Origin of the sequence: Flavobacterium sp. UMI-01 (genome assembly GCF_019656315.1) — a bacterium.
Lineage (GTDB): Bacteria > Bacteroidota > Bacteroidia > Flavobacteriales > Flavobacteriaceae > Flavobacterium.
In genome coordinates this window covers 25,681-41,861 of sequence record NZ_BPLU01000006.1, presented here as the reverse complement: position 1 = coordinate 41,861, position 16,181 = coordinate 25,681, and the positions used below count along the sequence as shown (strand labels likewise).

17 protein-coding genes are annotated in these 16,181 nt (G+C 33.4%); all 17 read left to right on the top strand.

The genetic code is table 11. The features are described from left to right. The first annotated feature begins 8 nt into the window (after positions 1 to 8). Positions 9 to 1,247, top strand: coding sequence for a T9SS type A sorting domain-containing protein (locus tag K5R64_RS02540; RefSeq protein WP_220760552.1), 1,239 nt, complete (start codon positions 9 to 11; stop codon positions 1,245 to 1,247). Positions 1,248 to 1,415: 168 nt separating this feature from the next. Further along, positions 1,416 to 2,687, top strand: coding sequence for a serine--tRNA ligase (serS, locus tag K5R64_RS02535; protein ID WP_220760550.1), 1,272 nt, complete (start codon positions 1,416 to 1,418; stop codon positions 2,685 to 2,687). Between the two features lie 143 nt (positions 2,688 to 2,830). After that, positions 2,831 to 4,609 (top strand): tetratricopeptide repeat protein, encoded by a 1,779-nt coding sequence (locus tag K5R64_RS02530; protein ID WP_220760548.1) that lies wholly within the window; start codon positions 2,831 to 2,833, stop codon positions 4,607 to 4,609. A gap of 78 nt (positions 4,610 to 4,687) precedes the next feature. Next, positions 4,688 to 4,999 carry a DUF4286 family protein gene (locus tag K5R64_RS02525; protein WP_220760546.1) on the top strand — a complete coding sequence of 104 codons (312 nt, stop codon included), beginning with the start codon at positions 4,688 to 4,690 and terminating at the stop codon, positions 4,997 to 4,999. 94 nt (positions 5,000 to 5,093) lie between these two features. Then, positions 5,094 to 5,882 carry a 16S rRNA (adenine(1518)-N(6)/adenine(1519)-N(6))-dimethyltransferase RsmA gene (gene rsmA, locus K5R64_RS02520; RefSeq protein WP_220760544.1) on the top strand — a complete coding sequence of 263 codons (789 nt, stop codon included), beginning with the start codon at positions 5,094 to 5,096 and terminating at the stop codon, positions 5,880 to 5,882. Beyond that, the gene (mgtE, locus tag K5R64_RS02515) at positions 5,863 to 7,215 is read left to right on the top strand and encodes a magnesium transporter (protein ID WP_220760542.1); all 1,353 of its coding nucleotides are present in this window, start codon (positions 5,863 to 5,865) and stop codon (positions 7,213 to 7,215) included. The genes rsmA and mgtE overlap by 20 nt, the downstream gene beginning before the upstream one ends. An 84-nt stretch (positions 7,216 to 7,299) precedes the next feature. Continuing rightward, positions 7,300 to 8,079 carry a pyrroline-5-carboxylate reductase gene (proC, locus tag K5R64_RS02510; protein WP_220760540.1) on the top strand — a complete coding sequence of 260 codons (780 nt, stop codon included), beginning with the start codon at positions 7,300 to 7,302 and terminating at the stop codon, positions 8,077 to 8,079. A gap of 182 nt (positions 8,080 to 8,261) precedes the next feature. Next, a complete protein-coding gene (locus tag K5R64_RS02505) occupies positions 8,262 to 9,215 on the top strand; it encodes a 2-hydroxyacid dehydrogenase (RefSeq protein ID WP_220760537.1) in 954 nt (317 codons plus the stop codon). A gap of 127 nt (positions 9,216 to 9,342) precedes the next feature. Continuing rightward, a complete protein-coding gene (locus tag K5R64_RS02500; protein WP_220760535.1) occupies positions 9,343 to 9,624 on the top strand; it encodes a TM2 domain-containing protein in 282 nt (93 codons plus the stop codon). Between the two features lie 315 nt (positions 9,625 to 9,939). After that, a complete protein-coding gene (locus K5R64_RS02495; RefSeq protein WP_220760533.1) occupies positions 9,940 to 10,521 on the top strand; it encodes a Crp/Fnr family transcriptional regulator in 582 nt (193 codons plus the stop codon). 81 nt (positions 10,522 to 10,602) lie between these two features. Beyond that, complete coding sequence (locus K5R64_RS02490; protein WP_220760530.1) at positions 10,603 to 11,223, top strand: hypothetical protein; 621 nt, start codon at positions 10,603 to 10,605, stop codon at positions 11,221 to 11,223. Between the two features lie 115 nt (positions 11,224 to 11,338). Then, positions 11,339 to 11,971: a hypothetical protein gene (locus K5R64_RS02485; protein WP_220760528.1), complete on the top strand. Its 633-nt coding sequence runs from the start codon at positions 11,339 to 11,341 to the stop codon at positions 11,969 to 11,971. A gap of 10 nt (positions 11,972 to 11,981) precedes the next feature. Further along, complete coding sequence (locus K5R64_RS02480) at positions 11,982 to 12,431, top strand: DUF6326 family protein (RefSeq protein WP_220760526.1); 450 nt, start codon at positions 11,982 to 11,984, stop codon at positions 12,429 to 12,431. A 165-nt stretch (positions 12,432 to 12,596) separates the two neighbouring features. Then, a complete protein-coding gene (locus K5R64_RS02475; protein ID WP_220760524.1) occupies positions 12,597 to 13,682 on the top strand; it encodes an AraC family transcriptional regulator in 1,086 nt (361 codons plus the stop codon). 110 nt (positions 13,683 to 13,792) lie between these two features. Beyond that, positions 13,793 to 14,803 (top strand): alpha/beta hydrolase, encoded by a 1,011-nt coding sequence (locus tag K5R64_RS02470; RefSeq protein ID WP_220760522.1) that lies wholly within the window; start codon positions 13,793 to 13,795, stop codon positions 14,801 to 14,803. A gap of 20 nt (positions 14,804 to 14,823) precedes the next feature. Beyond that, positions 14,824 to 15,504, top strand: coding sequence for a hypothetical protein (locus K5R64_RS02465; RefSeq protein WP_220760520.1), 681 nt, complete (start codon positions 14,824 to 14,826; stop codon positions 15,502 to 15,504). Between the two features lie 282 nt (positions 15,505 to 15,786). Next, positions 15,787 to 16,179: a hypothetical protein gene (locus K5R64_RS02460; RefSeq protein ID WP_220760518.1), complete on the top strand. Its 393-nt coding sequence runs from the start codon at positions 15,787 to 15,789 to the stop codon at positions 16,177 to 16,179. The last annotated feature ends 2 nt before the right edge of the window (positions 16,180 to 16,181 follow it).

Sequence of the window (16,181 nt, the reverse complement as noted above, 5' to 3'; positions counted from 1 at the left end):
TTAACATTATGAAAAGAAAATTACTTTTATTAGCAGCTATGGCTTTTGTTTCAGTGAGCTCTTTTGGGCAAACAACACTTTTTGAAGAATTTTTTGATCCAGCTACTTTTATTGGCGCTACTGAATTAACACATTTTTCTGGTGAAACCGATGGTACTGTGACAGGTTTTGCGTCAGGACGCACAATCACTGGATTGTTTACTGTGTTGCCAACAGCAAGTACACCTAGTGGTGGTTGGACAAAAACTCATGCTACCATTGCAAGTGGACGTAGTGTTAATTATACTGCTGCAAGTGGCGGTAATCCAGAATCATATAATACATTTTTCTCTATAATGGGAAGCTCTCAAACAACTCCTACAACTTTAAGAGGTACATCAACAGCGTCAATATCATTGAGTAATTTGGGTACTGGTTTTAATCCAATCTTAACGAATAATAATGCGGTAATTACTTGGTCATTTGGATTTCGTATAAATAGAAGTACTAAGTTAACAAATTTGGCAACAGCTTTTACTCCTGGAGCAGGTCATTGTGGAGGAGTAATTTTAGCCACTAATATGGCAAATAATTCATCTATTTCAACGGATACAAATGCAAATGGTTATGCTGTAATAATGGCTGGTGATGATGTTGACGCTACTAATTCTGTTTATTTGGGTTACTTTACAGGAGGACTTAGTACTGGGACATTTACTGTCTTGTCTAAAGTAAGTGGCGTAGTTGCTAGTTCCTCAAATGGAGTATCGGTGATTGTAGATTATAATCCAGTAGATGATACTTGGTCTATGAAAGTAAGAAAAGAGGGTACTACAGCTCAGAGAGATCCTTATTTAGAGTATACTCCTGTTGTGCCTTTTACGAATGCTACACCAGCAACTGTTATTAATACAACTCATACAAGTATTACTAATGTTAATATGATGATGTATTATAACTGTAATGCGGGAAATGCTTTTCTATTAGATAATTTAAGAGTTAAAAAAGGAGTTCCTTTAAGTGTTACAAAAAACGAAATTGAAGGATTGAAAATTTATCCAAATCCAGTTAAAGAAGGTAAATTGTTCATTAGTTCAAATAGTGCTGAATCAAAATCAGTAGCGATTTACGACATATTAGGAAAACAAGTTTTAGCAGAAGAAGTTACTGCTGGTTATGTAAATGTTTCCGCTCTTATTAAAGGAGTGTATGTTTTGAAAATCACTGAGGCTGGAAAAACAAGCACAAGAAAAATTGTTATCGAATAATTTAGAAACACATTTTCTATTCCATACTATTGAAGACCGTCTATTGAGGCGGTCTTTTTTAGTTTTATACCTAGTTTAAGTTTGTAATATTCTCCACTTTATATGAAACATTTCCTTAAATTTGCGTACTTTATTGAAAAAAACAACTAGGGTTATAAAAATCAAACTATGTTACAAATTACATTTATTAGAGAAAATCAGGAAAAAGTTATTCAAGCTTTAGCCAAAAGGAATATCGATGCTAAAGAAGTAGTGGAAGCAATTGTCATTTTAGATGAAAAGCGTCGTGCTTCCCAAGTGGAATTGGATAATGTATTGGCTGAGTCTAATAAATTGTCAAAAGACATAGGGGGATTGATGAAAAATGGTGAAAAAGAAAAGGCCGCTATTTTAAAAGAAAAAACAGTTTTTTTAAAAGAGAAAAGTAAAGAATTGGCTGAAAAAGCTGAAAGTTTAGCCTCTGAATTAACTGAAAAATTATATACGTTGCCTAATCTTCCTGCGGATATCGTTCCTGAAGGGAAAACTCCTGAAGAAAACCTAAATGTGTTTGAAGCAGGCGAGGTACCCGTATTGCACGAAGGTGCGCAACCACATTGGGATTTGGTAAAAAAATACGACATCATCGATTTTGAATTAGGAAATAAAATTACTGGTGCGGGATTCCCTGTTTACAAAGGAAAAGGAGCGCGTTTACAGCGTGCTTTAATCAATTATTTTTTGGATAAAAATACCGCTGCTGGATATAATGAAGTACAAGTGCCTCATTTGGTAAACGAAGCCTCAGGTTATGGAACAGGACAGTTACCAGATAAAGAGGGACAAATGTACCATGCTACAGTCGATGATTTGTATTTGATTCCTACGGCCGAAGTGCCAGTGACCAACTTGTTTCGTGATGTGATTTTAAATGAGACAGAGTTGCCTGTTATGATGACAGCTTATACACCTTGTTTTCGTCGTGAGGCAGGATCTTACGGTGCTCATGTACGTGGTTTGAATCGTTTGCACCAATTTGATAAAGTAGAAATTGTACGTATTGAACATCCTGAAAAATCGTATGAAGCTTTGGACGGAATGGTAGAGCACGTGAAAGATATTTTGAACGAATTAAAATTACCGTACCGAATCTTGCGTTTGTGTGGTGGTGATATGGGATTTACCTCGGCATTAACCTATGATTTTGAGGTGTTTTCAACTGCACAAGACCGTTGGTTGGAAATTTCATCAGTTTCTAACTTTGAGACTTTTCAAGCCAATCGTTTGAAATTGCGTTTTAAAGACAAAGATGGCAAAAACCAATTAGCACATACCCTTAACGGAAGCTCATTGGCATTACCAAGAGTTTTAGCAGGAATTATAGAAAATTATCAAACACCAGAAGGAATCGTTATTCCTGAAGTATTACGACCTTATTGCGGGTTTGATATAATTAATTAGTGAATAATATTCTGTTTTTTAGTATTCAGTTTGCACATCATTCGATTTAAAATAGTTGTAAACTGAATACAAAAAAACGAAACAAGGAATACTTTTGTTTACTGTGCTGAACACTCAAAAACGGACAACTGAACACTTTCAAAATGAAACATCTAATTTTACATATTGTTTTATTATTCTCAGTTTTCGTGTTTTCGCAAAACGAACAACTCGCACAGTATTACTACGATAAAGGCGATTTTGAAAAAGCCAAAATCAGTTATGAGGAACTGTTGACCTCGGTACCTCAAAACCAACAGTATTTTCTTCGTACCATTGATTGTTACCAACAATTACAACAGTTTGAACTGGCAGATAAAGCCATTTCACAGCGACTATCACAATACAAGCAAGCGAGTCTTTTGGTCGAATTAGGGTACAATTTTCAATTACAAAAGAACGAGACCAAGGCTAAAGATTATTATAACGAAGCCATTGATAAAATCAACAGCAATCCCTACGAAGTTTATTCGGTGGCTCAATCATTTGAAAAAAAAGTTTTGCTAGATTACGCACTTAAAGCCTATGAAACCGCTGAAATAAAAATGCCTAATTTGAATTTTAATTATCAAAAAGGCTTGCTTTATGGACAGCTAGGCAATATGGAAAAAATGATTGATACTTTCCTTGAGGAAGCTATTCTCAATCCTCAAAATTCTATTTTGATTCAAAACCAAATGTCCCGTTACATGACTAATGAGGGAGATTCTAGTTTTAGTGATTTGTTGAAAAAAGCTTTGATTATCAGAGTCCAAAAAAATCAAGAGGTGTTTTGGAACCACTATTTGAGCTGGTTTTACGTGCAATCAAAAGAATTTTCAAAAGCATTTGTTCAGGAAAAGGCCATTTACAGACGCAACCCTGAATCCTTGTCTGCAATAGTAAATTTGGCTCAACTGAGTATTGAAGAAGACGATTCCGAAACGGCGAAGATGATTTTAGATTTCGTTTTAGAAAATACCAAAGATTTGGAATTGTTGATTCAAGCCCATTCGTATTTGTTGCAAATGAAAATTGACAAAGCTACTCCAAATGATTTTGTAGCGATTAATACTGAAATCGAAGCCCTGCTCAAACAATATGAAATCAGTCCTTTTAGCTTATCTTTGCAACTGATTCAAGCACATTTTGTGGCTTTTAATTTGAAAAAACCAGAGCAAGCTCGAGCGATTATCAAAAAAGCGCTCGAATTGCAATTGAACGACTATCAAAAAGCACAGGTCAAAATGGAATTGGCTGATATTTTGCTTTTTGAAGAAAAATTCAATCAAGCCTTGTTGTATTATTCCCAAATCGAATTGGATTTAAAGAATGATGCCGTAGCGCATGAGGCCAGTTTAAAAGCAGCCAAAACGAGTTATTTTAAAGCGGATTTTCCTTGGGCCTTAAAACAGTTCAAAGAATTAAAATCAGCCAGTACGCAGTTGATTGCTAATGATGCACTAGAATATTTTCTATTAATCAATGACAATACCGTGGCTGATTCGACTCAAACGGCTTTAAAAGAATTTGCTAAAGGAGATTACCTATTGTATCAAAATAGAAATGAAGAAGCAATTGCCCAGTTTCAAGCGATTCTAAAGAAGTTCAAAGGAGAGGAAATCGAAGCAGTAACGCTGTTGCGTTTAGGGAAAACATACGAAAAATTAGGTGATTATACTTTGGCTTTAAGCCAATATCAAAATATGATGGATCATCACAGTGACGGAATATACATAGATGAAGCACTCTATTTTTCGGCTGAGATTTATAATAAAAAATTAAAAGATACCGAAAAGGCGCAGCCACTCTATGAAAAAATACTCTTTAACCATCAAGATAGTATTTACTTTGTAGAAGCACGAAGGAATTTCAGGACTTTGAGAGGGGATAAAAATTTGTAAGAACAAATGTCAGTCTGAGCTTGTCGAAGACAAATTGAAAACACTTCGACAAGCTCAGTGTGACAAAAAAAAGAAAACATGATAATATACAACGTAACCACAAACATACACGAGAGCGTGCACGACAAATGGATGATTTGGATGCAACACAAACACATTCCTGAGATGATTGCTACTGGGAAGTTTGTTTCTGCCAAACTGGTTCGAGTCTTGGTTGAAGAAGAGATGGGTGGAGTGACTTATTCTACACAATATACTACCGATAGCAAAGAAACCTTAGAAAGGTATTATCTCGAAGATGCTGCAACATTACAAGCCGAAGGACAAAAACTGTTTGGGGACAAAATGCTCACTTTCCGTACGGAGTTACAGGTGATTTCAGAGCATTAATAATAGTAGTTAGTTTTAGTAATCAGTGATCAGATTTCAGAGAATAAAAACTTAGTATCTAAGTGACTTAGTAACTTAGAACCTTATAAAAAACATGGAAAAAGTAAAAGCAAAAAAACACCTCGGACAGCATTTCTTAAAGGATGAAAGCATCGCAAAAGACATTGCTGACACCTTGAGTTTAGAAGGATATGAGGACGTGTTGGAGATTGGGCCAGGGATGGGGGTGTTGACCAAATACATGTTAGAGAAACCTGTTACTACCTACGTAGTCGAAATTGATACCGAATCTGTGGAATATTTAGGGGTGAATTATCCTAAATTAGAGGGTAAAATCATTTCGAAGGATTTTTTGAAATACGATGTCAACGAAATTTTCGCTGGAAAACAATTCGCAATAGTAGGTAATTTCCCATACAATATTTCGACGCAAATTGTTTTTCGAATGTTGGAATACAAAGCACAAATCCCTGAATTTTCAGGAATGTTCCAAAAAGAGGTGGCAGAACGTATTTGTGAGAAAGAAGGAAGCAAGTCCTACGGAATCTTATCTGTTTTGGCTCAAGCATTCTATGATGCCGAATACCTATTTACAGTGGACGAAAATGTATTCAATCCGCCTCCAAAAGTAAAATCAGGTGTGTTGCGTTTGCGACGTAAAGAAGATTTTAGTTTGCCTTGCAGCGAAAAATTGTTTTTTACGGTCGTTAAAACTGCTTTTCAACAACGCCGAAAGACTTTGCGCAACAGTTTAAAAACCCTAAATTTGTCCGACGAATTGAGAGAGCAAGAGGTTTTTAATCTTCGCCCTGAACAATTAAGCGTTGACCAATTTATCAAATTGACTCAAAAAATTGAAGCCGATGGAATTCAAAATCAGTAAAGAATTAATACACGAGCTAGAACAGCACATTGCAAATAAAAATGACAGAGAACTAGAGTCTTTGTTAAATGACATGCACCATGCTGATATTGCCGAGGTATTAGACGAACTTGATTTTGATGAGGCAACCTATATTTTTAAGGTTTTAGATTCTGAAAAAACCGCAGAGATTCTTCTGGAATTAGAAGATGATTTGCGTGAAAATATATTAAACCGCCTTTCGGCCAAAGAAATTGCTGAAGAGCTGGACGAGTTGGATACCGATGATGCTGCGGATATCATCGCCGAATTATCTCAGTCTAAAAAAGAAGAGGTAATCTCCGAATTAGAAGATTTAGAACACGCCAAAGACATCATCGACTTATTGCGTTATCCTGAAGACACTGCTGGGGGGTTGATGGGAAAAGAATTGGTAAAAGTCAATGAAAACTGGAATGTACTTACTTGTGTGAAAGAAATGCGAGCGCAAGCCGAGAATGTTTCCCGTGTTCATTCCATTTATGTGGTAGATGATGAGAACCGATTAAAAGGACGTTTGTCACTAAAAGACTTATTGACATCATCGACCAAAGCCCAAATTTCAGAAGTTTATATCAAAAATGTAACCTCAGTAAGTGTCGATGCCGAAGATGTAGAGGTGGCACGTATTATGCAAAAATACGATTTGGAGGCCATTCCCGTAATTGATGCCATGGGTCGATTGGTAGGACGTATTACCATCGATGATATCATTGATGTTATTCGTGAAGAGGCTGATAAAGATTACCAATTAGCAGCGGGTATCTCACAAGACGTTGAGGCCGATGACAGTATTCTGGAATTGACCAAAGCGCGTTTGCCTTGGTTGGTTTTAGCCCTATTAGGAGGGTTCATTACCGTGAGAGTCTTAGGATTATTTGAAGGAGCTATGGCGGAACATGGTAAATTGTTTTTCTTTACACCGCTAATTGCCGCAATGGCTGGAAATGTAGGGGTGCAATCTTCAGCGATTATTGTACAAGGTTTGGCTAACGACACTTTGAGTGGCTCTTTATTCAACCGATTAATAAAAGAAATTTCACAGAGTTTATTGAGTGGTTCTATTCTGGCGACCATCTTGTTTTTAGGGAGTTATTTTATATTAGATGAGCCCGTGATAATAGGATTTGTTATTTGTTGTGCTTTAATTTCAGTGATTATTATTGCTTCGTTGATAGGGACATTTATTCCGTTGTTGCTAGATAAATTTGGGATTGACCCTGCTTTGGCAACGGGACCTTTTATCACAACAAGTAACGATATTTGCGGAATTTTAATCTATTTTTCAATAGCCAAATTGATTTTAGGTTTTTAAATTCATTCTAACAAATTCAGAAAATCAAAAGCTTTATAAGCTCTTTTTTAGAAAATCATACACTATTTTAATTATTCAATAAATATGAAAATACACATTATAGGAGGGGGAAACCTTGGTGTTTCAGTTGCTGTAGGAATTGCTAAATTCACCCAGGGAAATCAAGTCACTGTCACCAGACGCAACGTGGCTAACATCAAACACCTTGAAGGTTTAGGGATTACGGTTTCATCAGATAACAAACATCAAATTCAAGAGGCTGATGTCATTATTTTAACGATTAAACCTTACCAAGTAGATACGGTTTTGGCCGAAATCCTTCCTGTAATTTCAAATAAAACTATAGCCTCGGCGGTGAGTGGATTGTCAATTGAAACCTTGCAAAATAAAATAGGAAGCAACCACCAAGCAATCCGAATCATGCCTAATATCGCAGCACAATTTGGTGCTTCAGCAACCTGTATCACTTTCCAAGAGGACAATGTTGCTCAAGGACAAAAAGTAGTGACCTTGTTTGAAGGACTTGGAACTGCTCCTGTGATAGACGAAAAATTAATGGATGCAGCTACGGTATTAGCAGCAAGTGGAACGGCTTTTGCCTTGCGTTATATGCGTGCTTCGATGCAAGCGGGTATCGAGATTGGTTTCGACTGGAAAACAGCTTTAGCAATCTCTGCACAAACAGTAAAAGGGGCTGCCGAAATGCTAATGGAAGAACAAATTCACCCTGAGCAATTAATCGACCGTGTGACTACTCCACAAGGCTGTACCATTGCAGGGTTGAGTGAAATGGAATCTCATGGTTTTAGTTCTTCATTAATACGCGGAATCAAAGCAGCTTTGAAAAAAATTAAAGGAAATTAAGTAGCTATAAACACAAAGTTTTTTTAAACATATAAGTCATATAAGAAGGTATAAGTTGTAATGCTTAAAAAACTCTTATATGACTTATGTGTTTAATAATGAGGTATTCACCACAATGCTTATTTGTTCTTATATTTCTTAAATGGTTTTTAAAAATAGGCTTCATGTTTAAATAAAATAATATGTTAGATAAAATAAAGATTCTCCATATAGATAGCAATAATCCCATCATGATGGAGCAATTGCAAGCAGCGGGGTTCACCAATCACGAAGATTTTACGTCATCTAAAGAAGAAATTGAAGCCAAGATTCAGGATTATCAAGGGATTGTGATACGCAGTCGTTTTAAGATTGACAAAACATTTTTGAACAAGGCTGTTAATCTGCAATTTATTGCCAGAGTAGGCGCAGGATTGGAAAGTATTGATTGTGATTATGCGGAATCTAAAAATATTACACTTATCGCTGCGCCTGAAGGGAATCGTAATGCGGTTGGAGAGCATACTCTTGGAATGATTTTGTCATTGTTCAATAATTTAAACCAAGCCGATAGAGAAATTCGTGCAGGTCACTGGAATCGTGAGTCCAATCGCGGTCACGAACTCGATGGGAAAACCGTCGGAATCATTGGCTATGGCAATATGGGAAAATCATTTGCTAAAAAACTGCGTGGTTTTGATGTTGAGGTTTTGTGTTATGATATCCAAGAAAATGTAGGGGATGACAATGCCAAACAAGTTTCGTTAACCGAATTCCAACAAAAAGTTGATGTGGTGAGTTTGCACATTCCTTGGACTCCTGAGACCGATAAGATGGTGAATGAAACTTTTATAAATGCATTTGCTAAACCTTTATGGATTATCAATACCTCGCGAGGCAAAAACATTGTAACTGCCGATTTGGCTGCAGCCTTGCAATCTGGAAAAGTATTAGGAGCAGGATTAGATGTTTTAGAATATGAAAAATCATCTTTTGAAACTCTTTTTCAAGAAAATGAAACTCCTGAGGCTTTTCAGTATTTATTAAACGCTCCTAATGTAATTTTAAGCCCTCATGTAGCAGGATGGACCTTTGAAAGTCATAAGCGTTTGGCGCAGGTCATTGTGGATAAGATAAAATTAAAATACCTTTTATAGTACTTTTGTACTGCTGTAAATAAGGTTGTTTGAATTGTATGGTGTTTGTAATCAGGTTATTGTATGGGAGTATTGTGATTTTTTTTGTAAATTTAGGAAATGTTTAATAGCCTAAATTTACGTAATCATGGAAAATTCAAGACATGTACATTGGAATGAAGCTCACCATCATGAAGAAGATAGCAAGCGATTAGCAGCAGGTTTATTAGCTATTGTTTTAGCTCCTTTTGGAGTTCATAAATTTCTTTTGGGTTATACTAAAGAAGGAATTTTGTGGCTTATTATGAGTATTGCTACTATGGGAATCCTAACGGGTTTTTTAGGAATAATTGAAGGAATTGTTTATTTGTCCAAATCAGATAGTGAATTTTTTAAAACCTATCAAGTACATAAAAGAAAATGGTTTTAAAACAAAAAAGTCTCGATAATTCGAGACTTTTTTGTTGAGCGACTTAGATTATTCTTCTACTTTTATATCAAGTGATACCTTTTGAAAGGGCTATTTTTAAAAAGTTATATGAAAGGATTCAGCTCTTTGTTTTCGAGACGATTAAAAAAATAAATCTATTTAAAAGAATTCTCAGGCTAATTTTGACATTGTTTTTTTCTTACTTTTGTGCAAAATGAGCTTGGTTTTTTGCATAATGCTTTGCTTAGCATGGTTAAAGCATTCTCAGAGTACAGTAGAAGAAAAATGTAATATCAACCATAACCCCATATAAAAGTGCAAGATTTACTATTTAACTTTATATCAAAATACATTTCTCTGACTGAAGATGAAAAGGAAATCATAGTTTCATTAGATATATTTCACTCCTTAAAAAAAGGGACAACGCTATTAAAAGAAGGACAAAAATCCCAAGAAAGTTATTTTGTTCTAAAGGGTTGTATTCGTACTTATTATGTTTTAGATGGTGAAGAAAAAACAACTGCTTTTTACACTGAAATGGAAGCTTTGACACCTCCTTGTGTAATAAGTAAAACGCCTTCGGAATATTTTGTAAGTTGTACAGAAGATACAATACTTACGATTTCAAACAAAGATATGGAAGTAGAAGTAAACACTAAGTTTCCAAAGTTTGAAATAATGTGTAGAAAATTATCAGAAGAATTATTGGCCAAACAACAAATGGACTTTGATGAATACAAGACTTCTTCTCCTGAACAACGCTACCTTAATTTACTACAAAAAAGACCCGATCTTATACAACGTATTCCTCAACACCAATTAGCAAGTTATCTAGGTATAAAGCCACAATCTTTGAGCAGGTTAAGGGCAAGAATTTTAGATAAAAGTAAAGAGTAATATTTATTACTTAACTTAGGTGAATGACATTATATAGTAGCCTATCTACTTTTACTGTATCAATCAGTAAAAGAAAAAGATATGCAAAAGAAATTACTATTTATCAGTTTTGTACTTATTATTGTCAGTACTCATCAACTCCTAGCTCAATCAATTCCAAAAGACAGTATTTCTAAGAAGTTTTTTATTGGAAGTTCACTTTTTATGTTGGGGAATTTTTCTAGAGTAAATAATCCTGAATATGTACAATTAAATTTTGGTTATAGGATAACCCCAAAAGATGTTATTTCAATTGAATTCAAACGCTCTATTTATTCCTGGCCAATAGGTATTCCTTTTGGCTCCTCTTCATTTGATGCCAGTGGCGAAAATTACCCAGGTCATGCACGCATATTGGCACCTACAATAGGCTACCAACGTTTTTGGTGGAAAGGCGTTTATACTTCCCTTTATGCGTTGAATGCGTTTGAAAAATATAAGAATATGGATAATATTAAAATAGGCAATGGATATACCTTATATATGAACTTCCATTTAGGTTATCAGTTTAAGTTTTTTAAAAATCGGTTCTTTTTTGAACCAGCTATTGGATGCAGTTATTGGCCTGTGCGAACGAATGTCCCAGAATCTTTTAAAGCTGTCGAAAAAAAATGGCCTAATTATTTCATTCAACCAGGCCTTCATTTTGGATTTAATTTTTAATAGAGTATTAGTAACTGCTAGAATTATGGAGGGAATTCTTTCTTAACTTTGGTGAACGATTTTTAGCTTGCAGCCCATCTAATTTTGCTATATCATTTAACAATATAAAAAAGATATGCAAAAGAAAATTTTATTTATAAGTGTTGCTATTGTACTACTAAGTGCACTCCCACTTAAGGCGCAATATGCCAAAAATGACAGTACTAGTACATATAAACGTTGGTTCGTAGGAAGTACTTTGTTTTTATTGGGTAATTTGGCTACTACAAATCCACCTGATTTTGTTCAAGTCAATGTAGGGTACCGTATTACAGAAAAAGAGGTCATTACCTTAGAACCTAAAACTTGGAAATACGCTTGGCCTAATGGTATTCATCCTTTTTTAAACAAATCATACGGAAAACCAGAAGAAGAATTTCCAGGATATATTCGAGAGTATGGTATATCTGTTGCTTACCAACGATTTTTATGCAAAGGCTTATATGCAGAACTCAATGTAATGCCTTCTTTGCAAGATATTAGGAATGTCGAAGATATAAAAATTGACAATGGTTTTCAGATTTTCAATACGTATCGCTTGGGGTATCATATCAAACTTTTAAAAGACAGGTTTTTTATTCAACCCTCCATAGCAATAACACACCGTATATATCACACAACATTACCTGATGGTTTCAAGCAGTTAGATGATAAATGGTCAAAATTTGTTTTTGGAGAACCAGGATTTCATTTCGGATATAATTTTTAATCGCTCATTTATGGATACACAAACAACACAACAAATGGAACTTCAACACAGTGAAATTAAGGTGAAATTAAAGCTTGCAACCTTGTGGACGAGTTTTATGTTTCTCTATATTTATATTGATTACTTTCACTTATATATGCCTAATACATTGGCAAATATTTTAAAAGCAAGGGTGTTTGTTTTTGATATTACACAAGTGTTTCTGTTGATTGCGCTAGTCTCGGTTACCATTCCAGCAATTATGATTGCTTTATCGGCTATTTTGCCAGTTAAAATAAATCGTTGTTTAAATATTGGTATAGCTATCATTTATATCCCCTATACATTGTTTAATCTAGCAGGAGAGTCTTGGATTCACATGTTTTTCGGCGCATTTGTAGAAGTGGTTCTCCTTAGTCTTATTATTTTTAATGCATTTGATTGGAAACGAAATGAAAAATATAATTCTAAAATTGGTTAATAATGAATGTTAATTAGCAAATAGAACGTGTATGAAAAATGTAAAAGAGCTATAGTTAAAATGCAATTCAAATGAAGTTATTTTAAAGATTACTTTAACAAGAGGATTACAATTAAACTATAGCTTTTTTTTAAATACTTTTATAAAGTTTTAAAAAACAATTTAATGTTATTTATAGGTATTGTTATCTCAATATTTTTGTCAATTATTTTAATAAGTAAAACAAAAAAAACACAAGCCGATTGGATTTTAGTAGTTTGGTTGATTGCTGTAGCAATAAATTTATTTCTTTACAGTTTTCAAGAGAAAGGAACTATTTTTCAAAATCCCTTAATTATGGGGTGGATTTTTCCAATGCCTCTACTTTACTGGCCTTTTCTTTATTTATATGTAAGGGCCTTAACTTTTAAACAAAAGTTGCAACTAATACATCTAATTCATTTTGCTCCTTTTGTATTATCAGTATCCATGTTTTCAACTTTTTATATTTTACCTTCTTTTACAAAAATTGAAATATTTAAAAGAAATGGTGTTGGATATGAATTTGAAATGAATATTAATCTTCTCGCTATTTATATATCAGCATTCATCTATACAGTACTATCCCTCAATAGGCTAAAAGAATATTCAATTTTGCTGAAAAATGAGTTTTCATCCATTGAAAAAATCAATCTTTACTGGCTAAGGTATTTAATATTAGGAATGACAATTATCTTTTTTGTTGTCATCTTTGGTAACGATGCATTAATATATTATTCTGTAACTGTTTTTATAATTTTCATTGGATATTTTGGAATCAAACAAGTTGGCATCTTTAGTCAAAACAATTTTCAAATTGAAGATTCTACCCCAGACATAATAAAATATGAAAAATCAACATTGGTGGAACAAGTGGCACTCAAAATTCAAAAAGAAATGAATTTGTTAATGACCCATGAAAAATTATTTAAAGATGCTGAGATAAATTTAGAACAACTTGCAGAAAAATTAAATGTTTCTTCAAATCATCTTTCTCAGGTAATTAATTCATTAGAAAATAAGACTTTTTACGAATACATTAATCATTTAAGAGTGGAAGAATTTTGTTCATTGATTGAAAATGGAGATAATAAAAAACTAACATTACTCGCTATCGCTCTGGATTGTGGATTTAATTCTAAATCTACTTTTAATAGAAATTTTAAAATGATGAAAGGTATAACACCTTCAGAATATTTAAAACAACTTCAAGAAGGAAAATATAGTTTTTAAATAACTATATGGTAACTATCACAAAAACAATGATTTAAAATTAGTCCCACTTTGTCTTTTGAGACGATTCGTGTGTGGTAATTGAGTTTTATTTGCATAAAAAATATATTATGCAAAAGATTATTCAATCATTTTTAATGACCATTTTATTTTTTATGTTTTCTTCATGTTCAGAGGAGCGATTAATAAATGAACCTGGTAATTTAGTTCCTAAAACTGTACTTGAAGATAGTTCTCTGTCTCAAATTACTGTAAATGGTGTAAAACTACACTCAGAAGCCTTTGGAAATCCATCACACACGATGGTAGTAGTTGTTCACGGTGGTCCCGGTGGAGACTATCGGTATTTATTAAACTGTAAAGAACTTGCTGATCAGGGATATTATGTGGTTTTTTATGATCAAAGAGGTTCAGGTTTATCTCAAAGATTAGCTGATCATGTTTATTTAGATAGGGGGATTGAAGCTATTAGTGATTTATACATCGAACTAAGAGGCGTTATTGAACACTACAAGACGAGTCCTACTCAAAAAGTAGTTCTTTTAGGTCACTCTTGGGGCGGTATTTTAGCTTCTGGTTTTGCAGGTAGCTATCCAAATTTAATTAATGGGTTAGTTGTTTGTGAACCGGGTGGTTTAAAATGGAATGATATTAAATATTATGTTGAAAAATCACGGTCTTTTAAATTATGGAGTGAGTTATCTAATGATGCAGCTTATATGGATCAGTTTTTAACAGGGAATAAAAATGACCATGAAATATTAGATTATAAACTTAATTTATTGGCTTCAAAAAATGACATAACTGATGAAGATAATACTAAACCAAGTAGTTTCTGGCGTTCAGGAGGTGTTATCATAACAACCCTTTTTGAAATTGCAGAAAATTATAACCCTGATTTTTCTGAAAATCTTCAAAATTTCACTCCAAATACTCTTTTCTTTTATAGTGATAAAAATAGAGCCTATCCAACTAGTTGGGCAAATAAAATTGGCACTTCATTTAGTTCGGTAACAATAAATAGAATCAATGGTGTGGGGCATGACGGAATAATAAGCAATCAGCAAGTGTGGCAACAACAAACAATGCCAAGAATAATTCAATACATCCAATCACTATAATTAATCCACAAAAAACACAAATGAAAAATTTTAGATTAAAATCTACTTTGATATTAATATTCTTATTTATTGTAAGTAATGCACAAGTTATAAATTGGGGAAATATAGAGCAGAATAATACTATTAGTACAGGTATAGGACTCGAATATGGTTCAATATATAGTTTTGGATATGGGCATAAAATAGATAACGGAAAATCTCCCATTATTTTAAATACCGAAATAGCAATTCCTTTTGGAGAAAAAAAAATTGATGATTTTAAAACAAAGGTTGGGGGGATAATTAGAATTTTAAAATTTAAAAACTTAAATATTGGATTAAAAATTAATGGAGTTTTTAGAGTTTATAATAATGATTTTGTTAGAATTTTGAACTTTGGAAGTGATTTTTCAACTACAATTGGCTATTATAAACCCAAATGGTTTATTGCTACTGAATTTGGATTTGATAAAGCAATCGTTTCTAATTTTACACATTCAGCTTTGTATAAATCAAACTTTACAGATGTAAAAGATGGGTGGTATGAGCCATCAACTGGAGGTAATTTTTATTATGGAATTCAATCTGGTTATTCATTTAAAAAACATGACATAACATTCAAAGTTGGAAAAATATTTGCACAAGATTTTAAGACACCTCCTTTAATACCTTACTATTTGCAATTAGGTTATGCTATTAGATTCAATACAAAAAAGGAGTAAATATGAACTTGGGTTTAATTATACAAGCGTGGGTTATTTGGGTAAATACCACCATTAGCCCTTTTTTTCAATTGTACTCTAAATTAAATCTTGTTTATTAATACCGTATAGTTTTATTGGAGAAATAGTGTTTGTCATGATTGTTTATGCAGTTTCACTATTTTAAAAAACACTATAAATATGAAAATTAAATATGCGATTCCATCATTTATTAACTTAAGTTAATTAGTAAATGATTTACTTCAAAATAGATTTGCATTCTAATTTTATAAATTCTTAAATATGAAAAATAAATGCTTAAAATTTTTTAATCAAATACTAGCATTTGGTTGTATTACATTCCTGTTTTTTTCTTGTAATAATGATGATAATCATGATGATTCTGGAAAATACCCCAAAAGAGTATCTATTGAATATAAATTGACAAGTACTACTGCAGTAACTGCAAATGTTCAATATAGGAACGAAACCGGAGGGATGACCTCTTTGGATAATCAAACATTGCCATTTTCTAAAACAATCACCAGAGAGGTGAATAAATTCGAAGATGCTTCAGTAGGGTATGGCGCTAATCAATCAGCTACAGTTAAAATGGATATTTTAGTGAATGGAATCCTTGTTAAAACCCAAACTAATACATCCTCTACAGGAGCTTTAGTTTACTTATTTGAATAACT